Source organism: Priestia sp. USM5 (assembly GCF_058323215.1).
Genome location: NZ_JBSGKN010000001.1, coordinates 2,122,146 through 2,144,752, shown reverse-complemented (window position 1 = coordinate 2,144,752; position 22,607 = coordinate 2,122,146). Strand labels below are relative to the sequence as shown.

Annotated in this window: 26 protein-coding genes; 9 read left to right on the top strand and 17 right to left on the bottom strand. The window is 37.9% G+C overall.

Annotated elements, in window-relative coordinates; genetic code table 11:
- Positions 1-317: 317 nt before the first annotated feature.
- Positions 318-731 (bottom strand): CoA-binding protein, encoded by a 414-nt coding sequence (locus ACWATA_RS11725; protein ID WP_473049857.1) that lies wholly within the window; start codon positions 729-731, stop codon positions 318-320.
- A gap of 205 nt (positions 732-936) precedes the next feature.
- Between ACWATA_RS11725 and plsY the strand changes: the two genes are divergently transcribed.
- Entirely contained in the window at positions 937-1,530 is a 594-nt protein-coding gene (gene plsY / locus ACWATA_RS11720) for a glycerol-3-phosphate 1-O-acyltransferase PlsY (protein WP_063247896.1), read from the top strand.
- Positions 1,531-1,909: 379 nt separating this feature from the next.
- Positions 1,910-2,200, top strand: a complete 291-nt coding sequence (locus ACWATA_RS11715; protein WP_013057245.1) for a HesB/YadR/YfhF family protein — start codon at positions 1,910-1,912, stop codon at positions 2,198-2,200.
- Positions 2,201-2,241: 41 nt separating this feature from the next.
- Here ACWATA_RS11715 and ACWATA_RS11710 read toward each other — a convergent pair whose 3' ends face one another.
- From ACWATA_RS11710 to tlp, 3 genes are all read right to left on the bottom strand, one after another.
- Positions 2,242-2,664, bottom strand: a complete 423-nt coding sequence (locus ACWATA_RS11710; RefSeq protein ID WP_048019239.1) for an acyl-CoA thioesterase — start codon at positions 2,662-2,664, stop codon at positions 2,242-2,244.
- Positions 2,665-2,742: 78 nt separating this feature from the next.
- Positions 2,743-4,170 carry a phospholipase D family protein gene (locus ACWATA_RS11705; RefSeq protein ID WP_473049856.1) on the bottom strand — a complete coding sequence of 476 codons (1,428 nt, stop codon included), beginning with the start codon at positions 4,168-4,170 and terminating at the stop codon, positions 2,743-2,745.
- 112 nt (positions 4,171-4,282) lie between these two features.
- Complete coding sequence (tlp, locus tag ACWATA_RS11700) at positions 4,283-4,525, bottom strand: small acid-soluble spore protein Tlp (protein WP_013057249.1); 243 nt, start codon at positions 4,523-4,525, stop codon at positions 4,283-4,285.
- Between the two features lie 172 nt (positions 4,526-4,697).
- Here tlp and ACWATA_RS11695 point away from each other — a divergent pair, with 172 nt between their 5' ends.
- Entirely contained in the window at positions 4,698-5,309 is a 612-nt protein-coding gene (locus tag ACWATA_RS11695; protein ID WP_034266493.1) for a YgaN family protein, read from the top strand.
- Between the two features lie 31 nt (positions 5,310-5,340).
- Here the strand turns inward: ACWATA_RS11695 and ACWATA_RS11690 are convergent, their stop codons facing one another.
- The 4 genes from ACWATA_RS11690 to acnA all read right to left on the bottom strand — a co-directional run bounded on the left by ACWATA_RS11690 (position 5,341) and on the right by acnA (position 9,400).
- Positions 5,341-5,484, bottom strand: coding sequence for an acid-soluble spore protein N (locus ACWATA_RS11690; protein ID WP_014459885.1), 144 nt, complete (start codon positions 5,482-5,484; stop codon positions 5,341-5,343).
- 44 nt (positions 5,485-5,528) lie between these two features.
- Positions 5,529-5,672, bottom strand: a complete 144-nt coding sequence (locus ACWATA_RS11685; protein WP_014459884.1) for an FbpB family small basic protein — start codon at positions 5,670-5,672, stop codon at positions 5,529-5,531.
- Positions 5,673-5,884: 212 nt separating this feature from the next.
- Positions 5,885-6,484 (bottom strand): TlpA disulfide reductase family protein, encoded by a 600-nt coding sequence (locus tag ACWATA_RS11680; protein ID WP_473049855.1) that lies wholly within the window; start codon positions 6,482-6,484, stop codon positions 5,885-5,887.
- A gap of 195 nt (positions 6,485-6,679) precedes the next feature.
- A complete protein-coding gene (gene acnA / locus ACWATA_RS11675; RefSeq protein ID WP_221834053.1) occupies positions 6,680-9,400 on the bottom strand; it encodes an aconitate hydratase AcnA in 2,721 nt (906 codons plus the stop codon).
- Between the two features lie 221 nt (positions 9,401-9,621).
- Between acnA and sspO the strand changes: the two genes are divergently transcribed.
- The 4 genes from sspO to ku all read left to right on the top strand — a co-directional run bounded on the left by sspO (position 9,622) and on the right by ku (position 11,701).
- On the top strand, positions 9,622-9,771 hold the full coding sequence (gene sspO, locus ACWATA_RS11670; protein ID WP_013083371.1) for a small acid-soluble spore protein SspO: 150 nt from the start codon (positions 9,622-9,624) through the stop codon (positions 9,769-9,771).
- A gap of 212 nt (positions 9,772-9,983) precedes the next feature.
- Positions 9,984-10,124, top strand: a complete 141-nt coding sequence (locus tag ACWATA_RS11665; protein WP_013057256.1) for a small acid-soluble spore protein P — start codon at positions 9,984-9,986, stop codon at positions 10,122-10,124.
- A 152-nt stretch (positions 10,125-10,276) separates the two neighbouring features.
- A complete protein-coding gene (locus tag ACWATA_RS11660) occupies positions 10,277-10,717 on the top strand; it encodes an Hsp20/alpha crystallin family protein (RefSeq protein ID WP_048019235.1) in 441 nt (146 codons plus the stop codon).
- Between the two features lie 150 nt (positions 10,718-10,867).
- Positions 10,868-11,701 (top strand): non-homologous end joining protein Ku, encoded by an 834-nt coding sequence (gene ku, locus ACWATA_RS11655; protein ID WP_473049854.1) that lies wholly within the window; start codon positions 10,868-10,870, stop codon positions 11,699-11,701.
- A 22-nt stretch (positions 11,702-11,723) separates the two neighbouring features.
- Here the strand turns inward: ku and ACWATA_RS11650 are convergent, their stop codons facing one another.
- The 9 genes from ACWATA_RS11650 to ACWATA_RS11610 all read right to left on the bottom strand — a co-directional run bounded on the left by ACWATA_RS11650 (position 11,724) and on the right by ACWATA_RS11610 (position 21,867).
- Positions 11,724-12,122 carry a hypothetical protein gene (locus ACWATA_RS11650; protein WP_048019233.1) on the bottom strand — a complete coding sequence of 133 codons (399 nt, stop codon included), beginning with the start codon at positions 12,120-12,122 and terminating at the stop codon, positions 11,724-11,726.
- Positions 12,123-12,309: 187 nt separating this feature from the next.
- Entirely contained in the window at positions 12,310-14,022 is a 1,713-nt protein-coding gene (locus ACWATA_RS11645; RefSeq protein WP_473049853.1) for a DUF2357 domain-containing protein, read from the bottom strand.
- Complete coding sequence (locus ACWATA_RS11640; RefSeq protein ID WP_459372026.1) at positions 13,976-15,610, bottom strand: MrcB family domain-containing protein; 1,635 nt, start codon at positions 15,608-15,610, stop codon at positions 13,976-13,978. Before ACWATA_RS11640 ends, ACWATA_RS11645 begins: the two co-directional genes overlap by 47 nt.
- A 431-nt stretch (positions 15,611-16,041) precedes the next feature.
- Entirely contained in the window at positions 16,042-16,494 is a 453-nt protein-coding gene (locus ACWATA_RS11635; RefSeq protein ID WP_372451734.1) for a hypothetical protein, read from the bottom strand.
- Between the two features lie 71 nt (positions 16,495-16,565).
- Complete coding sequence (locus tag ACWATA_RS11630; RefSeq protein WP_063247888.1) at positions 16,566-17,045, bottom strand: (2Fe-2S)-binding protein; 480 nt, start codon at positions 17,043-17,045, stop codon at positions 16,566-16,568.
- A 1-nt stretch (position 17,046) separates the two neighbouring features.
- Positions 17,047-17,880: an FAD binding domain-containing protein gene (locus tag ACWATA_RS11625; RefSeq protein WP_243494714.1), complete on the bottom strand. Its 834-nt coding sequence runs from the start codon at positions 17,878-17,880 to the stop codon at positions 17,047-17,049.
- The gene (locus ACWATA_RS11620) at positions 17,867-20,197 is read right to left on the bottom strand and encodes a xanthine dehydrogenase family protein molybdopterin-binding subunit (RefSeq protein WP_243494715.1); all 2,331 of its coding nucleotides are present in this window, start codon (positions 20,195-20,197) and stop codon (positions 17,867-17,869) included. Before ACWATA_RS11620 ends, ACWATA_RS11625 begins: the two co-directional genes overlap by 14 nt.
- Positions 20,198-20,215: 18 nt before the next feature.
- Complete coding sequence (locus ACWATA_RS11615; protein ID WP_473049852.1) at positions 20,216-20,860, bottom strand: NTP transferase domain-containing protein; 645 nt, start codon at positions 20,858-20,860, stop codon at positions 20,216-20,218.
- 2 nt (positions 20,861-20,862) lie between these two features.
- Positions 20,863-21,867 (bottom strand): XdhC family protein, encoded by a 1,005-nt coding sequence (locus ACWATA_RS11610; RefSeq protein WP_473049851.1) that lies wholly within the window; start codon positions 21,865-21,867, stop codon positions 20,863-20,865.
- A 184-nt stretch (positions 21,868-22,051) separates the two neighbouring features.
- On the opposite strand from ACWATA_RS11610, the gene ACWATA_RS11605 reads away from it, so the two are divergent.
- Positions 22,052-22,282, top strand: a complete 231-nt coding sequence (locus ACWATA_RS11605; protein ID WP_045291705.1) for a hypothetical protein — start codon at positions 22,052-22,054, stop codon at positions 22,280-22,282.
- A 12-nt stretch (positions 22,283-22,294) separates the two neighbouring features.
- Positions 22,295-22,528 carry a hypothetical protein gene (locus tag ACWATA_RS11600; RefSeq protein WP_013057270.1) on the top strand — a complete coding sequence of 78 codons (234 nt, stop codon included), beginning with the start codon at positions 22,295-22,297 and terminating at the stop codon, positions 22,526-22,528.
- The last annotated feature ends 79 nt before the right edge of the window (positions 22,529-22,607 follow it).

Here is a 22,607-nt window from a genome sequence, read left to right as displayed (position 1 = left end):
ATCACAACGAACATTACTACATTATGTATGAAACACAAACGTTTGCGCTTCGTGTCTAAGAATAAATGATCATGTATCCTATCTTTTAATTTTATAGTGTTCGCATCAACAGAACGTATGTTTCTATTTTTGCGTACTTACAAGATTTTAGCACAAATTTCCGTATTATAAAAGCAATATCTTGTGTATTCATGGATTATAAGCCTTATAAAGCTAGCTGTCTAACGTCTATTGTAGCGGAAACTCTCTTACTATTTCAACGCATGGTGAAACCCATGCAAGCAGTGTGCATGGGTTGGTTGTTCTGCTTATAGATCTTACTTTGTTAAAGCATGCTCGACTTTTATACAACGATCCATAACTACAGTATACCCTTTTTTAGCGAGCAGGTCATATGCTTCTTCATTAATTAAACCAGATTGTGCCCAAAATACGTCTGCATCTACTTTTAAAAACTCTTCTGCAACTTCAAGCAAATGCTCAGAGCGACGAAATACATTAACGATATCAATATGCCCTTCAATTTCTTTTAATGAAGATACGGCTTTTACGCCGAGCGCTGAGTTGATTGTTGGGTTCACCGGAATTATCTCGTAACCTTGCTGCTGCATGGCTTCTGAAACCATATAAGACGTTCGATGAGGATTATCTGATAAACCTACTACAGCAATGCGCTTGCTTTTTTTCAATATTTTTCCAATCTCTTGACGGGAAGGAATTTTAATGGACATGTCTATTACCTCTCTTAGCTATATAATATGTACTGAACAACATTCGCGATTTACAGTTGATTTCCTGCATATAGTACCCGTTTTCTCTATTTTTGTAAACGTCTTCTTTTTTAAAAATAATTGGCTCTCACCCAAAACTAACTATGTTTTTTTAAGTATCTCATGGTAAAATAGAAACGATATAGAAATAAAGGAGCTTTCAAACATGAATTATTTATTACCTATTCTTGCCTATATCTTGGGCTCTATTCCTTTTGGACTAGTTGTTGGAAAACTAGGATACGGCATCGATATACGAGAGCATGGAAGCGGCAATTTAGGCGGCACCAACTCATTTCGTACATTGGGTGTAAAAGCCGGAATTATCGTTACGCTTGGAGACATTCTAAAAGGCACCTTAGCAGCTTCTTTACCGCTTTTATTTGATACAAATCAGAACATTCTCTTCATTGGTTTATTTGCTGTCATTGGTCATATTTTTCCTATTTTCGCAAAATTTAAAGGCGGGAAAGCTGTTGCCACATCCGCCGGAGTGATTTTATGTTATGAACCTCTTTTATTTGTTTTCGTGCTATTATGTTTTTTTATCTGCTTATACATAACGAAGTATGTATCACTGTCATCAATGGTTACTGGGGTATTAACCTTTATCTACACGCTATTTAAACAAGACTACATGCTTATTATGATTATTGGTGTAATTGTAGCCTTTGTCATTTACAGACACCGCGCAAACATTACGCGAATTCTTAACAAAACAGAACCGAAAGTCACATTTTTTTCAGGTAAAAAGAAATAAGAGAAAGATCCTCTTATTTCTTTTTTTATAATCACTTTGTAAGCGAATACATTTCTTGTTTATTAGTTATACTGATACTAAAATAAGGAGGTGAATAATGTGAAGAAAAAATGTCCCATTTGCAAACGTAATAAGAAAATGGATTCACAGCTAGAAGGAAGCCGCTACTGCGTTCACTGCTGGGAAACCATTGGAAAACAATATGATTTTAAATGAAAGAATGAAACGATTTAATATAGAAATGAAGCATTCGCCTCTATATTAAATCGTTTTATTTTATTTTATCTTATTCCTTCCTAGCTGGATTCGTATATATTGGTAATTTATCTATCTTTCTACTATAATAAATGTATCCGCAGTATTGGAAGGAGCATAATTAATGAAATTAACAGTAACAGAAGCAGCAGCTACGTGGTACAAAGACGAAATGATGCTAGAAGGAAACGAAACAATTCGCTTTTTTGTTCGCTACGGCGGATGCAGCAACGTTCAAAAAGGTTTTTCTTTAGGTGTAAACACAGATTCTCCTAAAAACGTTGGCGTTGAAACAAAAGTTGACGGTTTAACATTTTTCGTAGAAGATGAAGACCTTTGGTACTTTGATGGTCATGATTTGACCGTAAATTATAATGAAGAAACAAAAGAACCTGACTTTCATTACGAAGCGTAAGAAAAAAAGCATCGATTTATCGATGCTTTTTATTCTTACGCTTAACCCTGCTTTTTGGCGTCTTCATAGGCTTTATGCCATTCCGGATAATTACGGCGAATCGAAATAGGCTTAAAGTTTTCTTTTTTTACACATACGTGTGACGATGTTCCTGTTAACGCAAGTTCTTCATCTGAATTAAAAATTTCGTATCCGTACACAACGCGTAGACCGTCATAGTTCTCAACCCAAGTATGTACCACAGCTGTCTCGCCATAATGAAGCGGCTTTTTATATGATGCCTGTATATCAATAACTGGCGACAGCACACCGTCTCTTTCCATTTGTGCATAGCTAAAACCTAAATCACTGATAAACTGTGTTCGGCCTATTTCCATCCATACTAAATAGTTAGCATGATACACAACGCCCATCTGATCGGTTTCTGCATAGCGCACTTCGATTTCTTTCTTCGATACTAGCATGACTCTACCTCCTCTTGCACTGTTCCTGTTTTATCTTACCATATAAGGAGAATATACTCCTACTAGTTTGGTTATTACTCAATATGTTGTAAGACTAAGCGCATCTTGAATACGATATATCAGTGTTTCCAGCCCCGTCATCTTATTTTCATACCTTTTATAAGGAAGTGTGTATGTGTAGTCCTTATTTGTCCATAGACGGTCAAAATAAGCGTTTAGTTCCGTCATAACCTTTTTGTTAGGAGGTCCTGATACTTTAATATCCGTTTCTAAGTTCAAATCATCCAAATTTCGTTTTGTGAAATTTGCTGCTCCTGCAATAATCATTGCCTTTCTTTTGTTTCGAATAAATAAAGTTTTAGGATGATACTGCTCTTTTCCCGTATGATACCAGCGAACTTTAATATCGCCTTTAGATTTTTTCACAAGTTCTGCTGCGACTGGACGGTTAGGCAGTCCGAACTTTTTTCTTCCGAACGCATTTTCATTAGGGTCTAAAATTAATCGTACGTTTGCCCCTTGTTCGGAAGCTTTCAAAAGCGCCTTTATTACGTCTCGATCTCCAAGATAAAACATGCCAAGCCACACATCATCGCCTTTTTTAGCATGACGTAAATCTTGTAATACGTGCTTATAGATTTTGCCTTCTGTTAACAGCTGAACATAGAGGTCTCCCTTTTCTTTTTCTTTCTTTTTATATAGAGGTAAATCTCCTCCGTAAGAAAAATCAGACACGGCTTGTTCGCTTTTTACAACATCTCCAATGATATTCCCTTTTACTTCAAAGGCCATGTTGGAATTATAAAAGCTTGCATCATGAGGATTGGCAGAGGAGATAATAACGCTTTGATCGGTTGCTACTACTTTTCTGTGATTAGCCTTTACATTTAACAACTTAAAATAAGCACGGGCCGTCACGTTAGGCGCATTATTTCCGAAAGGATTCGTGATCCATCCAGTTCCTTTTTCACCAAACCACTGAACAAAAGTTCTCCACACTGAAGAATATAGTGGAATGGAGTCCCTGAGCTTAGATAAATTGGTTTGCACCACTTTGATTCCGTTTAGCCGCAGTGAATCTAACCACTTTGAATCATGTGAGCCGTAAGTTGTATTGATTTCATCTGTAATAAAGACGATTTCGATAGTAGGATGTTTTCGTTTCTTTTCAATCAGCTTACTTGCAAGCGTATCACTAAGGTGAGGAAACGTTTCACCTTGGTTATAGTAGCCATTAAATAGAAACATATCCATAATAATAAAAGCTTTTGCGTCATCAATCGCATTCGTAACTGCTTGAAAAATATGTTGTTCGGAAACCGACGTCTGCTGATCTTGATACGTTAGGTTCGATAAAAGAAATACATCTTCTACTTTGTGAGGCTTACTTTCGTATGAAACTCCTTTAGGCAAGGGCTTATGCGTGTGATAAGAGCCCACAATAATCAAAACGACAAGTAAACTGACCAAAATCCTTACTATTTTCTTTTTCACATGCTTTTTCACCTACATAAACCTCTTCGCTAGTTTATATTATTATTGACCTTACTAAAAAAATATAGAAAGAAAGCAGCTAAAACCGTTTATTTTTAGCTGCTTATTGTCGCTGTTTTACTTATTAAATCGTACCTTCGTAACCATTTTGACGAGCTTCTGATTCATCTTTTATTTCGCTGCGCATTGCTTCAATGCTTACTTCGCGATTGTGATTTTTTTGCTGAATGCGCTGACGTTCTTCTTCAGTGCTGCATGCAGCAGCTTCTTCTGCTTCTTCAATGTTTTTCATTGTATTTTGTACCATTGTTTGTAATTTTTCAACGTTATCACTGCGATCGTCTGGATTCGGTTTATTCCATGCCATTGTATCTTCCTCCTCAAAATAACTTTGTTACAATTGTAGTATGCCGGATTTGTTCATCTCTATAAGTGGAAAAAAATGATTTTAGTTTACATAATATAATTATAATTAAGTTAAAATGTATATATAAAACATACATAATATGGTAATATATACATACAAAGGGGGAATCGCTATGACCAAACGAATGATAACATTACTAAGCGTCATCTTTATTGCAGTGCTTGCCGTATTTTTTATGTCGCAAACTTCATTGGCATCAAAATTGACAATAAGTGCCTCTATCAAGCCTCACCATTACTCAAAACATGAAGAAAAAATGTTAGCCGTGACAAACTTAGACTACAAAAGCAATATCATGGCATACGATGTTAAAGCTCCTAATGGAGCAAAAGAAGCTTATGTAAAAGCTACTTATTATGAAAAGGGAAAAGCCAAACAACCTTTATTCTCAGGAGGGTTGACTGTTTCAAAAGAATTTGATATGTTTGCTATTACATATAAAATCGATGATGATACTCACAAAGTAATGTTTAATGTGGGAAGCAACGATACAAACCTAGGGATAGAAGCGGAAAAGCCAAAGAAAATGAACGGCTATTCCTTTACTGGATTAGAGAAAAAACAAAAAGTGAAAATGAATAAACCATATCCAGTTGCTGCTTTATTTGGTGACGATGGCAGTGGCATACGAGTTGCTCCGCTTTCAACCGATGACGGAGAAGTTGTTAAAGAGCTTATTTCGAGCAACCCTTACGTTTATTTATTCACAGTAGAATTCAAATAATAAAAAGTCGCTGAATTCAGCGACTTTTTATTCATTCACCTTTGGTTTGAATAACTTGAGGATGCTTGCCGGATGTATCTTGCATTTGTTTTCCGTTATTTCCACCAGCTTCTCTCGGTTGAGTGCCGATGTGATTCGGAACAAAACTTTTGCTTTGTTTTTTAGGATTTCCCATGCTTATCCCCTCCTCACCGTTACTCTAACCAACTTACTTTAAAGTTATTCAGCTCTTTCAAGCATACGATCTTCTAACCGCTTTTCAATTTCCAATTCAATGCGTTCAATTTCTGACTGATCTTTTAACAGCTGCGTTTTATTTTCTTGCACTAACTCTTCAAATGAACGTTTGCGTAATTTTCTCATGATTCCAACACCTACTTTATGTAATTTTTATGAAAAATCTGAAAAATCAAAAGAAACTGATATCATATAACTATCTATATTGTAACCAATTTGTCAGATAAGTAAACATACTTTTTGAAAAGTTGTAAGAAAGTTTGACATATTTACTGACTTATCTATATATACGATGGTAAAGTAAATAAGTTTCATTTTTAATAAAACAAGCAGCGAAGTTAATTCGCTGCTTGTTGGGCAAAGTTTTCCATTTGTTTAAGCGTCATTGGACCATTTACTCGCTGAACAATTTTCCCTTCTTCATCTATAAAGTAAGATGCCGGAATGGTGGACACCCGGTATTTTTTACTTCCCACAGTATCTTGGTCGTCCAATAATACATGAAACGTAAACTGTTTTTCTTTCAGAAACTTAGATACTGCCTGTTTACTACCTTCTGATGAAGTTAAATTAACCGCAAGCAGCTGTACGTCGTTTCCATATTTCTTATAAAATGCTTGCATATCGGGCATTTCTTTTTGACACGGCGGACACCATGTGGCCCAAAAGTTTAAAATAACTTTTTTTCCTTTAAAGTCCGATAATTGAACAGTTTTTCCGTTCGTATCTGAAAGTGTAAACGGAGGTGCTGTATCTTTTGGTTCTAACCCATAAGCTTGACCAGAAGCCTGACGAGCACTATCGCCTTTTTTAATATTTAAATCCTTGTATTCGCTTAAGTTAGAATTATCGGATGCTTCATTTGGAGAAAGCCCTTCCCAAAGTGCGTAGCTAAGAAAGCCTACTAGAAGCAAGACCGCAATTATTTTTTTAACCATATGATCGGCTCCTTTATTTCTTCTAAAAAGTGATAATCTATGTACTAATAGATATGTGCAATATCTACTAAAATAATCCTTTTATCGGGCATTTTCTTTTATAATATAGCATATTTCCCTCTCACTTTTTGTCGAAAACGGTACGTTTGCATAAAAAAAGAGCGGCTCACGAGAACCGCTCTTTTTCTTTATACCTTACGCATGTGTTTTAGACTGTAATTTATCACGAAGCACCATTTGAAGGATACCACCGTGACGATAGTAATCAATTTCAACTTCACTATCGAAACGAACCAGTACTTCAAATTCTTTTTTGTTTCCAGCTTCATCAGTTGCTGTTACTTTTACAAGATCACGTGGTTTTACTGTTTCATCAACTGCTACTGCAATTGTTTCTTTTCCAGTTAAACCTAATGTATCCGCGCTTTCACCATCTTTAAATTGAAGAGGTAAAACACCCATTAATACTAGGTTTGAACGGTGAATACGCTCAAAGCTTTCAGCGATTACTGTTTTAATACCTAAAAGATTTGTGCCTTTTGCTGCCCAGTCACGAGAACTTCCCATGCCGTAATCTTTACCTGCAAGTACAACAAGACCTGTACCTTGCTCTTTGTATTTCATACAAGCATCATAAATGCTCATTACGTCATTTGTTGGCCAGTACGTTGTCCAGCCGCCTTCTGTACCAGGAGCTACTTGGTTTTTAATGCGGATGTTTGCAAACGTACCGCGCATCATCACTTCATGGTTACCACGACGAGAACCGTATGAGTTAAAGTCTTTTGGTGCTACACCGTTTTCTTGAAGGTAAAGACCTGCAGGTGATGTTTTAGCAATTGAACCCGCTGGTGAAATATGATCCGTTGTCACTGAGTCACCAAATTTCGCTACTACGCGAAGCTTATTTAACGGTTCTACTTCACCTGGCTCTTCTGATAAGCCTTCAAAGAACGGTGGGTTTTGAATGTATGTTGAATCATTCTCCCACGTATAAAGAGCATCTTCGCTCGTTTTAATTTCATTCCAGCGCTCATTGTCATCGAATACACGCTCATACTCGTTGCGGAATAGTTCAGGCGTTACGGTACGGCTAACCACTTCTTTAATTTCATCTTGAGAAGGCCAGATGTCGCTAAAGAATACTTCATTGCCGTCTGTATCAATGCCGATTGGATCTTTTTGTAAATCTACATCTACCGTTCCAGCCAGTGCATATGCTACAACAAGCGGCGGAGAAGCAAGGTAGTTACCTTTTACTAATGGATGAATACGTCCTTCAAAGTTACGGTTTCCTGAAAGAACAGACGTTACAAGCAAGTCGCTGTCTGCAATCGCTGCTTCAATTTCAGCTTCTAATGGACCAGAGTTACCGATACAAGTCGTACAGCCATAACCTACGATGTTAAAGCCAATTTTATCTAAGTATGGAAGCAGCCCTGAATTTTGAAGGTAAGCCGTTACTACTTTTGAACCTGGTGCTAAAGAAGTTTTCACGTAAGCTGGAACATCCAATCCTTTTTCTACCGCTTTTTTCGCAACTAAACCGGCTGCTACTAATACGTAAGGATTTGATGTGTTCGTACAGCTTGTGATAGCGGCAATGGCAATGGCACCTGTTTTCATTGTTGTTTCTGAACCGTCTGCAAGCTTAAACATAATTTCTTTATCCGCGTCTTTAGCATCAAGTCCGAAGCTTTGATTGCTAACAGGAGCTGTTAAAGCTTTCTTGAATTCTGTTTGCATTTGAGAAAGTGGAATTAAATCTTGCGGACGCTTTGGACCTGAAAGATTTGCTTCAATCTCAGCAAGATTAATCTCCACAACATCAGTGAAAACTGGATCTTCATTTTCTGGTGTAAAGAATAAACCGTTTGCTTTTGTATATTGTTCGACAACCTGAATGTCTTTTTCATCTCTTCCTGTTAAACGCATGTATGCTAATGCCTCTGCGTCAACTGGGAAGAATCCACATGTTGCACCGTATTCAGGAGCCATATTAGCAATTGTTGCACGGTCAGCTAATGGAAGTTCTGCTACGCCAGGACCGAAGAATTCAACGAATTTTCCGACTACTCCTTTTTGACGAAGCACTTGCGTAACTTTTAACGCTAAGTCTGTAGCTGTAGTACCGTTTGGTAATTCACCAACAAGTTTAACACCGATTACTTCAGGAACTGGGAAATAAGAAGGTTGACCAAGCATGCCTGCTTCCGCTTCAATACCGCCAACACCCCATCCTAAAACACCGATACCATTAATCATCGTTGTATGAGAGTCAGTACCTACTAGAGAATCAGGGAAAGCTACGAATTCACCGTCTTCTTCAACAGCATGAACAACGTTTGCTAAATATTCTAAATTTACTTGATGCACGATACCAGTAGCTGGCGGAACTGCACGATAGTTATTAAATGATTTTTGAGCCCAGCTTAAGAAATTATAGCGCTCTGTATTACGTTGAAACTCAAGGTCCATATTAATTCGTAATGAATCAGCTGTACCTGCTTTATCAACTTGTACGGAGTGGTCGACAACGAGGTCTACTGGAATTTCTGGATTGATTTTGTCAGGATCTCCTCCTAAATCAGCCATTGCTTTACGAAGTGACGCTAAGTCTACAACCGCTGGAACTCCAGTGAAATCTTGAAGAATAACACGAGATGGTTTGAAAGGAACATCGATATCTTTGATATCTTTTGTTCCCCATTTTGCAAGGTTTTCGACGTGTTCTTTTGTAATAACACGGCCATCTACCTGACGAAGAACAGATTCTAATAATACTTTAATTGAATACGGCAGCTTAGATACGTTACCTAAACCTGCTTCCTCTAAAGCTTGTAAGCGGTAATAATTATATGTGCTGCCATTAAGATCGAATGACGAACGAGCGTTAAAAACGTCTTTTTTAGTCATTGCTTTTACCCCCTTAAAATTCTATGTATAAAGGATTTTCTTACCCCATCCTCTATTCCCTTCACCATCTATCTTAATATAATATTATACATAAGTAAATAAAAAGAATGTTATTAATTAACATAAGTTTCACTTATAACCTTTTTCCATCTTCCTTTTATTTTTCTAATAATTCATATTTCATTGATTTTTACGCATGCTAGAAACGGAGGTGATTCAACATGGCTAAACGCAAGTCAAACCACGTCATTCCTGGAGCTAACGCGGCTAGCGCTCAAGGAAAAGGAGCGGGTTATAATGAAGAATTTTCAAATGAACCATTAACCGAACAACAGAAACAAAATAATAAAAAACGCAAAAAAAATCAATAAAACACTCTCTTATTGGATATACTAATCACTAGTTAGAAAAGCAAAATCGTTTAACTCCATGAAATCTAACGAGAAGGCGTCATTATATATGGCGCTTTTTTTCTGTTCCCATTTCCTGTTTTTGCTAAACCTATTTTTAGAAAGGGGAATTTTTCATCGGATAAATCCCCTGTCACTATCCCACCCTAATAAATGAAAGGGAGGGTTTAACTATGAACAAAAACAGCAGCAAAGACATCAGAAGAAATGCGCCAAAAAGCAATTCTGGACAGCCCGAACCGCTAAGCGGATCTCATAAAGTAAAGAACCGTAAGCATTCTCGCCAAAAACACAATAGCGGACATGATATGTAAAACAGCGGCAAGCTCTCTACAGAGCTTGCTTTTTTATGCATAGAAAAGGCAGCTAGTACTTCAAGCTTATTCTTTGAACAGGAGTTCACTAAGTACATAAACGCGCATATGATAGTATAGTGAAACAGTTTAAATAATGGAGGAACGTAGAAATGAAAAACAAGCGTCTGCCAGCAGACCAAATGTTTGTAAAAGGCTTTCAAGAGTTGTTAGAAGTCATGCTTTCAAATCCCTTTATGAGTTATTTAGATTATGATTCCGTTCGTATAGATTTATTTGAAACGGAACAATCATTTATTGTTGAAGCTGAATTGTTAGGGTATCACCCTAAGGATATTATCGTTCAGATACAAGCTGACCATTTACAGCTGACAGCCAAAAAATACTGTATTAGAGAATTTCATGATGAAAAGCAAGGAACGCTTGCAAGAGAACAAATGGAAGAAAGCGTTGAACGTACAATTGACTTTCCATTTTTATTGTTGAATAAAAAGATTACCGCTACATTTAGTAACGAAATCCTTGAAATTACGATTTCCAAACATGAGACAAATGAATCTAATCAGCAAATAGTTCCTATTGAGTTCCAATAAAGCTGCAGATGTTGTCTCTGCAGCTTTATTGGAACTATTTAATTGTTTATTTAGCACATAGTTTTTTTAGAAAGTTTTCCTTTTCAAAACCCTAGGATATCTAATTGGTTTTACGGCACACTACTAAAAAAGAGTAAAAGGAGAACGTTTATGCTTCATACTGCTTGGAAAGGTAAAATCAGCTTTGGATTAATTGATATCCCTATTAAACTCCACGGAGCAATTGAGGAAAAAGATGTAAAGCTGCGCACGCTACACTCCGTTTGCCATACACCTATTCATCAAGAAAAACATTGCCAAACGTGTGGACGAGAAGTAGAATCCGATGAACTGGTTAAAGGATACGAAACAGCGACCGGTCAGTTTGTTGTACTTTCACAACAGGAAATTGACAGTGTCAAAGGACCCTTCGCAGCAAACAAAGCTGTTGAATTGTTACACTTTGTTTCATTAAATGACATTGATCCCCTGTTTTTTGATAAGCCCTACTATATCTCTCCTGGAGAAACGAGCCTAAAAGCTTATTATACGTTGTTAAATGCGCTTGAAATAACGAATAAAGTCGGTATTGCCAATGTATTTTTATATTCCAAACAGCAAATCGCCATTATTCGTTCCGTGGGCGGCTCTCTCGTTCTTCACACGATGCATTTTGAAGAAGAACTTCGTTCAGTTACAGATGTGCCTAACTTATCTAGTACTTCTTCTATTAATGAAAGTGATACCCAAGTGACGGTGGAATTAATTGATAAGCTATCTACTTCTTTTAATCCGTCTATTTACAAAAACAACTACCGAGACGCCTTACAAAACGTCATTCAACAAAAAATAAATCAAGGCGAAGTTACAAAAAGCAACGAAAGTGAAGAAAGAGACATTCGACATTTGATGGAAATGTTAAAAGTGAGCATAGATCCTTCTACTTTACAGCCGACAAAATCAACAGCAGAGAAAAAAACGTCATCTTTAAAAAAGAAAGCATAAAAAAAGCTAACGAAGAAGTTCGTTAGCTTTCATTTGCAACAGAAGTCTTAGGAATAATTGCTCCATATGACGCCGGTATTTTTAAATATTGCGTTACTTGATCATTTTCCACAAAAACAATAAAGTTATCTTTTTTATCTTTTCCAATACCTTTTGCTTTTGCTTCAGACCAATTGAAGCCCAGCTTTTCATTTACCTCACTGCGGGTCGTTTCCGGTCCAAAAACATATACTTTATCCCATCTAAAATCACATAATTCATTAAAATCAAGGATGGAAGCTTCTTCTTTACTTTGATTTGTTTTTTTAATTTCATTAATTACGGTTTGCTGAAGTTGCGCTTGGTTGCGTTCGCTGTATACCCTGTCAATAAAAAAAGTTGCCAATAGCGCTACTAACGTGAATAGTAGAATCTTTTTCACTTCGTTGTCCTCCTGATACGTTCTCTGCACATGATACGACTTCTTTTCGATACGGTTTTATTATCTACTATTCTAGAAAATTCAACAGGAAAATACAACTAAAATCTCGAAATGTCATCAAAACATAAAAAACTTAACACTATGTCAACGCATAAAAAAAAGGCTTGTTCACGTTCTACCTATTTACCTAATCAGCGCTGAAAAGATTTGGTTCTTCCGTACAAATAGTTTTAATAAATTCTTCTACTAGCCCTTCCTCTCCCGGCAAAAAAGGCAGCGCACCCACTCCAACGCGTTCAATACTTTTATAAAAATGATGCTGCTTATAGCCTTCTGCTTTCCCTGGAAACAGCACAACCGCTGTTTGTACCGGTTTTATTCCATTTCCCTCTACAATAGCGTCTCGGTAACGATGCATGGTATTAATATCTTCTTCTCTAGGTGAAGGCGTATCGTGATTTGGTTTGATACGATACTTAGCGTCAAAAAGGTATACACTTTTTTTCTCCCCTTGCTTTAATTCAAGCAGTAAGTCAGGCTTTTGAATAACGGTATGAGTATGATGGTATGCTTTCTGATACCATAGCGTGACTTCTGCTTTCCCCACTTGAAAACGATGATAAGACGGCTGCATCCTGACGTTCAACCCTTGTTCTGTCGTTGTCATGATGTTTTGTTCTATCCGTTTGCCGTAAATTTGCAACTTCTTTAAAAGACTAACATACGTCCAGTATTCATAGAGAGTTGCGATATCTTTTAATGAAAGGTGGTAAAACTCTCCGTTAAGAGCCAACCCTCGCGTTAAGAACATAAAGTATCTGCTTGCTTCCCGGTAGCGGGGTGCCGTACGCAGTGTAGAAGAAAGCGTTGAAACTTGTATGGTCTTCACTCTTTGCCAGAACACATTGTTTAGCAGCCTTTTTAATTCGGTATGATTGGTTTCTAGAGCCGATACGGCTTCTTTTTTTACATATCTATCTTCTATCAATTTGTCAATTAGTGTAGTTAGCTTGTGATACAGCTGCGTCATCATCCATTTTACACTTTGATTTTCCAGATTATCATAGGTAGACACATGCCTGGTGCCAATCGCTTTTGTGGGTACTACTTTTATATTTCGATCAATTTTAATCCCCCTGCTTGAAGGTGCAAGATAGGTAGGGTGGGTTCGGACAAAAGATATAGCACGGCTATCTTGTTTTTTTATTTGATCTCCTCTCATGAGCTCATGTTCAACTTTTACCGATTGAAACGGCTGATTTTCAATCTGACGCACAGAATGAAGAAAGGGTTTCATATAGTGAGAGAGAACATGATAAAATTCTGTCCATGTTGCTTGCTTAGACCAAACAGATTTGGCTTGAATATATGTTTTACGAAGCATATCGTATGCCAAATCATGAATGTATTCGTTCACTTCATCGACCATGTGTACATAGTCTGTCTTGTAGCTCATCTTTGAAGGGAAAATTTCAAGAGTAAAAGACAGCTCTTTTTCTCTTTCGCTGTAAACATGAAACGTAGAATACCCTACCTCATTTTGAAAGCTTATATTTCCCGTCAAAATGTAGGGAAATCCTACGCTTTGAAAGCTTTGTTCAACCCCTTTTGAATCGTGGTTAACAAACAGTCTTGTTTGATTTTTAGAAACAACTGTAATTTGATAGGTTTCATTTTCAAAAAATAAAGGCTCAAGCGGCGGTTTTGAAGTCATCATGCCTTTTGTTTGATTTAATACTTTTACATGTGTAATTCCTTTTCCTGTACAAGAAAAAAACATCATTTCTTCTGCAGATTTTATTTTTTTCTTATTTTTCCCTTTTATAACCACCGTACACGTGTCAGTTTCAATTTCAACGTACGGTATTAATCCAAAATGACGTGTATCCGTATACTTCAAAACGTCTCATCATCTCCATTATTTTGCGTGCGCTTTTAGGAAATCTCATCCCATCTGCATTTACGACAGCTGTCTCAAATTCATCATCTAACAGCGTATTTGTACAGTAATAGTAAAGGTTTTTTAATAAATCAAATGTGTACCCATCGCTTCCTGAAATACGAGGCAAAACTTTTTGCAATATCTGAAAATCAAACGCCTGATCAAATGTAAACACTCCGCTTTTCACTGCGTAAATTAAATAAAAGCATATTTCGTCGCGTACGCGGTAACCTATTTGCAAATCGACTTCTGTAAGCATCTCGTTGACGGTTAGCAGTTCATTTGTTACTTCGTGAATGAGCTCAGCATGTTCAACATACGCATCTTTTAAGTGAACGTATTGACTTTGAATTTGTACATTTTCAATACTGTGCCGAGGTGGATCTCTATCATCTAAAAAATCAAAAGAATCTAGCTGAATCTTATTCAGCTCAATGGTGTTGGTACGATCTAACAACTTTTGACTGAACCCATGAGTTGTTTCATCCATATTAATCGTACCAATAATGAGAAGGTTAGACGGCAAATAAATATCTCGGAACATCTTATGTCCAGGAAATAAAGGAGCTGTTTTGATTTTCCCTTTTGACCAGCTTCTGCTTTCCATCACGCTTAAAATATCGCTAAAATAATGTTCAACTCGAGCTAAGTTCATTTCATCCAATATGGCAACATATGTATAAGCTGGATGCTGAATGGCTTGCTGCATAATCGACAGAAACGATCCTCTGCGAAAATCTCCTCTTAAATCAATATACCCTAATAAATCTGAACTATCGTGCCAATCGGGCCGAACTGGAATAAGCACTTGTCTTCCATTTTCAATCGTAGCACCGATACTATCTGCCAAGAGCTGCGCAAGCTTTGTTTTTCCCGTCCCGCTCATTCCTGATAAAACAATAAACGGCTTGGTCTTTAAAGCAAAGTAGGCGTTGGCTATATCTTGTCGTTCGTATGTAAATCCAGATTTCTTAATATACTCATGAATGTGGACGATGGCGTCTTTATCGCCCATCATCTCTTTGCTCATTCCGTATGTTTTTATATACTGTTCATGTATACTCAGCAGTAAATGCAAATCATCTTGAAGCTGATCATTGTTAGGTAAGTCTGCTATATTGTAAGGAAGGTAAAGAGCTACTCTATCCTCAAAGCTTTTCGCTTCCATGCTTGTACCAATGACAATATGATTATCTTTCAATACGCGGGCATGTTCAGGAGTAAAAAAACGAATGTCTTTCAGATCAGTTCCTTCCCCTGCATCTCCTTTCATCATGACTAAGTAAATGCGCTGACCGTCTTCACTGAATAAATATGCTACTATCACATCACTCTCTATATTCTTATTAGTAAGAGTCACGTAAGGAAATGTTTCAGCGTGGTGGCCCGATATACGCATTTCTTCTCGATTTATATGATCCAATCGATAAAGAGAAATCGGAAGCCTGCGTGTAAGCATATTTTCTACTTCGTGTTTTACAAGTACGTCTCCACCCATTTGTTTATAATGTTCCGCTACATAAAGCAGCCGATCGCGCAAACTCATCGAATTCTCTCCTTTCTGCCTTCACTGCAGTTTGTAAAAATAAAAAGCATCGTCAGCTGACCACGCAAAAGTTTCGTTTCTTTTATTATAGACGTTTTCTTCGTATCGTAAGCTATTTTATAACGTTAGAAAACACTACATTATTCTTTTCTCTACTTATCTCTACATATATGTTTATGTTCATTTTAATGAAACATGACAGAAAAGAAAAGCGTTAGGGGGCTTAATGAATGAAGAGGTAATGATACGAACAGAAAATTAGGCAGCTTCTGTACGCAGTGATACAATCGCCATTATGCTACACGATTATTTAATGTCTGATGCTTTTGGCTGAGTAAAGAAAAAAATAAAAATAACCAGCGGCAGCGCCATAAGAAAAATACTCGTCTCTGAAGGTCTTACTGTAGGTATATCCGTTAATGACATCTTAATCAGTCCTTTGTAAATTTTTCAACTAAGTCAGGATTTACATAAAAATGTTTTGATACGGTACGATGAAAAAACTGAGAGGATTGATTTAGTTCACTTAATGCAGGTTCTGTTTTAGGAACGCCAAAAATAGGTCCACTTACATTAATGGTAAACCTTCCAGAAGAAATAAAGGCGCCCGACACATTAATCTGGTTATTAAGCAGCAACGCCGCAAGAATTACATCAATCATATCAATAATGATATTAATTCCCGCATCTCCGCCTTTTCCTTCTATTCGGCTAGTTCCTGTAATAGGTCCCCCTACTGAAATACGAAAAGCTCCGGGTGTCACAAATACGCCTATAATTGTTATTTGGCCAGTTAATAATAATATAGCTGTTACTACATCCAGATTTCGTTGAATGGCAAAGATCAGTTCCCTTTCTTTGTCAAAGCCGCTTTTCCATTCCACATTCTCCACACCCTTAGCACATACTATTCTAAGCACGTGTAAATGTTATTCTATTTTTTCTTTTTCCTGTCTCACTCCCGCTCCGAAAAGTGTAAAACAGATTTTACTGCGTCTTCAATTTCTTTATATCCTGTACATCTGCATATATTGGAAGCAAGCCACTCCTTTATAATATCGTCACTGCCTGAAGGATGGTGTTTGGAAAGCAAATGAGCATTCATGATAAAACCCGATGTGCAATAACCGCACTGAAAAGCAAAGTGTTCAATAAAAGCTTTTTGCATAGGTGAACTCTTCAGCCCTTCTATAGTCATTATTTCTTTCTCTTCTGTTTCTGCCGCTAACATGAGGCAAGATTTCATTGGCCGCTGATTTATCCCTACTGTACAAGCTCCGCAGTCCCCGTTTAAACAGCCTGGTTTTGCTCCGGTAAGGCCCAGCTTTTCTCTTAATACATAAAGCAACGTATCTGCTGTTCGGATATCAACCATTTTTTCTTCACCATTAACCTTTAGCTTAATTGTTATTCTATACCGTTCATCTTTTAGCACATTACGTTCCCCCCAACTCTGTGAAAATATCAAACAATAAATTTTTAATCACAAATTTGCGATAGCGATCCGACCCTTCTCCATCATTCAAAATCGGAGCGGGTATATACTCAAGAGCAGTTTGAATTCGAGCTTCTAATGGCGTTTCTTTATGATTTAGCACTTCTTCTATTTCTGCTGAGCGAAAAGGAAACGAACATACTCCGCTGAAAGCTACTCGAATGGTTCCTTCTGTTTTTAACGCTGCTATTGTCACTAACGGATATCCTGTATCCCACTGCTGGCGCTCTTTTATACTCATATATGGCAGGGCAGCATACTTCGTTTCAACAAACACCTGAACAAGAAGTTCTCCGTTTTTCAGCTGCAAACGCCGGTTAAAAAGGTCGTGAATCGAATAGATATTTGTTCCAGCAGGACCTGCCACCGCAAGTTGACTATCCGTTAAAAGCAGCGGCAATACCGCTTCTCGATAAAAAATATGCCCACAAATATTTCCTCCTAGCGTTATTTTATTTCGAGCCGTGTGATCAGCCACTTCGCTAGCAGACTTACTTAATAAAGGAAACAAATTTTTCTCTTCCAGTTCAGTTAACGTTACTCCTGCACCAAAAATCAGCCAATCTTCATTAGCTTCGGTTTGTTGAAATTCAGGTATATTTTTTATATCAATAACAGCATGGGTAACAAACAAACCCAATCTGCCTAATGTCAGAACTTCGGTGCCGCCAGCATAATACCGCGGCTGTTTGCCTTGATTCTCTAACTCTTGAAACAAGGCAACTGCTTCTGAAACAGTTGCAGGTTTATAGTATTCAAAGTCAAACGAAATCATCTGCATTCCCTTCTTTCATTCTCCAAATCAATTCTGGAATAAGAGGAAGTTGATTTAATTCTGTTTCTGCTGCCACCGTTAAGCTGTTTCCTAAAGAAGCCGGCATACCAAGCAGCCCGTGTTCTCCGACTCCTCTAGCTCCGTACGCCGCATCTAATTGAGGCGTATGAACAAAATCTACTACGTACTCCGGATGCTCTCCGTAGCGAAGAGGACGATATTTCCGAAGCTGAGGATTTAAAATACGGCCATTTGAATCAAACCAAAATGTTTCTCTGCCTGCAAACGATAGTCCCATACTCATGGCACCCATGACTTGCCCTCTTGCCATTTTCTCGTTTAGCACGGTTCCTATATCAATAACAGAAATAGCTTTTACAATACGATATCTATACGTTCTAGGGTTATATTCCACTTCAACTCCTTCAGCTGCTACCGTCCATTCAGGCCCCGGACGCCCAGCTCCCGTTTCTTTATCCAAGTAGGTCATGCCTCTTAAAATATAGTTTCCTCTCCCTATGATTTGCCCTCCAATTGCATTTCCGTTCGGATATTTATAGCCATACACAATTTCTTTAAATTTCAAAGAAGTCTCAGGCTCATCCCGTAAAAAAACTTTTTCATTTTTTATTTCGATATCTTCCTCAGAAGCTCGAAATATACAAGAAGCTATCTTTTTTAATTGATTAATCACATCTTCAGCCGCTTCTAAAACCGCTCTTCCTGCCATAAAAGTGCCTCTGCTAGCCACCGTTTTCCAGTGTTCAGGAGTCGTTTGAGTATCTACTTCCATTCGCACATGAATACGTTCCACGGGCATCTGCAATTTTTCAGCCAGTATTTGTGCTAGCACGGTTTTCGTCCCCGTGCCTAATTCAATAACGCCAGACATTAAATTCACGCTTCCATCCGGATTGAATGTGAGAATAACACCGGAACCTGCGTTTGTTTCAATTGTAGAGGTTTTCCAGACGCAGCTAATCCCTTTGGCAGTAATAAGGCCGTTTTCATGCACCGTTCTCTGTCCTTCCTCCCATTTGATCAGCTGCTTCAAGCGACGAATACATTCCGGTAAGTTACCGACGCTGCTAGACGTTAAACGTACTTGCGTAGGAGTAGTATCGCCCGGCAAAATAGCATTTTTTTCTCTAAACTCCAAAGGATCTATACCTGCTTTTTTAGCAAGGATGTCCATCGTACGCTCAAACGCAAACAATAGTTCTGAGTGGCTGAATCCTCGGAAAGGAGAAGCGTAAGGGTGATTTGTATATACACATAATGAATCACAAACAATATGTTCAAGACGATAAGGTCCCGTACAGTCAGCTGCTGCAGCTTTACTCAGGTCCGTTCCTTTATCTGCATAAGCACCGCTGTCAAACAAATAAAGAATGTCAGCAGCCTGCAAGAGTCCCTCTTTAGAACAACCTAGCTTGATTTTGGCATCTAGACCTATGTGAGCAGGCGAAGTGAGCATATCTTCTTCTCTTGTATTTAATATTTTAACCAGTCTTCCACCAACAGCTTTTGAAGCTATATATGCAAGCAACTCCAGCTGGACAGCTGCTTTTCCTCCGTAGCCTCCTCCTACTAGCGGTGTTTCAACGATCACTTTTCCCGCTTCAATTTCAAAGTACTCACTGATTAATTTTTTCACCATAAAAGGAGCTTGAGAAGAAGTGATAATTTTAACTAATCCATTCGGAAGAATTTCAGCAGCGGCACTTCTTGTTTCCATTGCCGCGTGATCTGAAGGAGATAGAGAAAACGTTTCTTCAACTATTAACTCACTTTTTTGCCAACCTTCTTCCGTATTGCCTTTTCGTATTTTGACTCTGTTTGCTACGTTGGTGCCGGGCTCTGGATACACCGTTTCATCATGCTTGTAGATGTGCATATGTTCATGCACTAAAGGAGAATCCGGCTCAATAGCGGCGCTAGGAGAATGAACGACAGGTAACGGCTCATATTGAATATGAACAGCACTCGCCGCACGCTCAGCGAGTGCAGGATTTTCTGCTACTACAAGGACTACCGCTTCTCCGTGATACCGCACTTTTTCAAACGCAAGCGGTCGCCGGTCACGAACTCCTTCCCCGGTTAACGGCAAATGCTCACCGGTCACAACCGCGTGAACACCGGGAGTAGCAATCGCTGCTTGAACGTCTATTGCTTGAATCCTTGCATGAGCGTAAGGGCTGACCACTATTTTGGCATGCAGGGAACCTTTAAAACTGTAATCATTTGTGTACCTAGCCGTACCCGTTACTTTTTCTAACGCATCTTTTCGAATCACGCTTTTCCCAATAACATCCACTCTTTTCACCTCCATCAATCAAACCCGTCTACATTTCTCTTTATATATCTTTTTAATGCGTTCATACGCTTGTTTTGTATCAACATCCATAAAAAAGGAAGCGTCGGTACATTCATAAAACATTCCATTTCCAGGTCCGTTTTGCCTTATAATTTTTCTTGCTCCTTGATCTCCTTGCAGCTTATCCAAGCTTGAAAACATTTGTTTTGAAAATAAAACCGGTGCTCTGGCAATTCCTTGATAAAAAGAAGAAATAAACGGAGCGGAAAAATGGTTCTCAAACAGAGAAACAAATGTATCTATCAGCACGATACTTATAAGAGGCTGATCTGCCAGCAGCACAATAATAGCATCAGCGCTTAATTCTTTTGCTTTTTTTAATCCGCATTTTAAAGACGCAGACTGACCTTTTAAGGCGCTACTACAAGAAGTATGACTCCACTTCTGCTGATATGCTTCTGAAAAAAGAATAGGGTCAATCCACTCAAGAGAATCTCCTTTCTTTGTGACTACTATCGTATGATTTACTTTTGAACAAACCGCTGTTCGTAAAGCTTTACTCCCTAAACATCCATTCCCTAAAGGCAGCAGCAGTTTATTTCTGCCCATCCTTTTACTAGCTCCTGCGGCAAGATAAACAGCAACAATATTTAACCCGGACATTTTCATCCCTTTTTTTCATCATACATTCGGAGGTTTTGAATTAGTTCAGCAAGAATACTAACAGCAATTTCCTGCGGTCCTACCGCTCCTATAGAAAGTCCCACCGGGGAATGAATATGTGAAGAAATATCAGTATTCAATAATCGAAGTGTTCGCTTTTTAGATCCTAAAACTCCTATATACTTTACAGATTTTGATTTTAATAGCGAGAGAATTTCTTGATCGCGATAAAAATTATGCGTCATGATCACAACAAAATTATCGCTCTGCACGGACAATTGTTTGTCTACTTCCTCTGGGAATCCAATATGTATTTCCTCTGCTAACGGAAAATGTTCCTTATTACATAAAGCTGGTCTCCAGTCGCATAAGGTAACAAAAAACCCCGTATTGGCAGCAAGTGATACTAAATATTTTGCATCAGCACCTGCTCCCCATATAATTAGACGAGGCTTCGGTTTATATAGATGAGCATATGTGAGCAGAGAGCAATTTGAAAGTTGAATACCGCTCTTTCTCCCATTCCAATCATCTGTTGCAAAAGATGATTCGTCGCTATTTGCACCAAATGTTTGGCCCGTCTTTTCTACATAAAAAGAGGTTGTTTGAATAAAGTCTTTTTCTAATTTTTTAATATGTAAAACAGGATTTCGGTTATCTAACTGACGTTTTAAGCGCAAAAGGTTTTGCTTCATCCTCGCAGTTACGGGCTCTAGGAGAATATAGAGGATTCCATTGCAGCCTGCTCCTTGTCCCCATCCTGCATCACCTTCTTCTTTTAAATTGTACGTAACGGTTAATACATGTTCTGTGTGGAACAACTCTTTTACGCGCTCGGCAATATCTGCTTCTACACAACCAGCGCTTAACATCCCAATGTTCTCCCCGTTTTCTTGAAACAGCATGGACGTTCCTTCTTTTAAATATGAGGATCCTTCTACATGAACAATCGTTGCCAACACGCTTTTTACTGTTGATTTTTCTACAGTATGTAAAATGTCGTGCATTTTTATTATTTCCTCCTTTTACTACTGATTTTTTAAAATCTTTTCACGTTTTGTGGAGAACTAAAATACGCTACAGTAGGCTACTTCTGCTCTCGGAATGAATCCATGTATTATTCATATTTTCAACGAAGCTACAATAAGCTTTTAAAGACTTAGAAGAACTGTCGTTTGAAAGGAGAATAATATGCTATTTGACTCAACAAAAATCAACCTAGGAAAATTGAACGTTCGCAGTGCTGATCAAGCAAGTAATATTTCTATTGGAAATACGTTAAAAGTTACAAGGTATGTCACAGCAAAGAAAAATCAGGCCTTCGGACAGCAGCTCGCTGATCAATGTTTTTCAGCAGGATCTGCTTACAAAACTGTAGATAATGATTATGTAGATGCATTTGCAACAAAAAATGATAAATAAGGAGGAAACCATATGATTTTTTCGCCTATGGTCATTAACTTACAAGCCTTCAAAGTGAACGTTCTGGATAATTCATCTGTTTTAAGCATAGGACCTAATCAGCAGCTTGACGTGTTCGTATCTTATAAACGTAATCAAGGACTAGGAGAATCAAACGGAGATTTTTCTCCAAACGTAACTCCGTTCTCATGGATTATAGATTCAGATGTAAACGATTCAAACTCAGTTAAAAACAGCGTAATTTAAGCTTCTACACCGCCTCTAACGAGCATGACTAGCAGCATACCTTCATCTATTTGTCTATCAGTATTCAATCTGAAGCCTA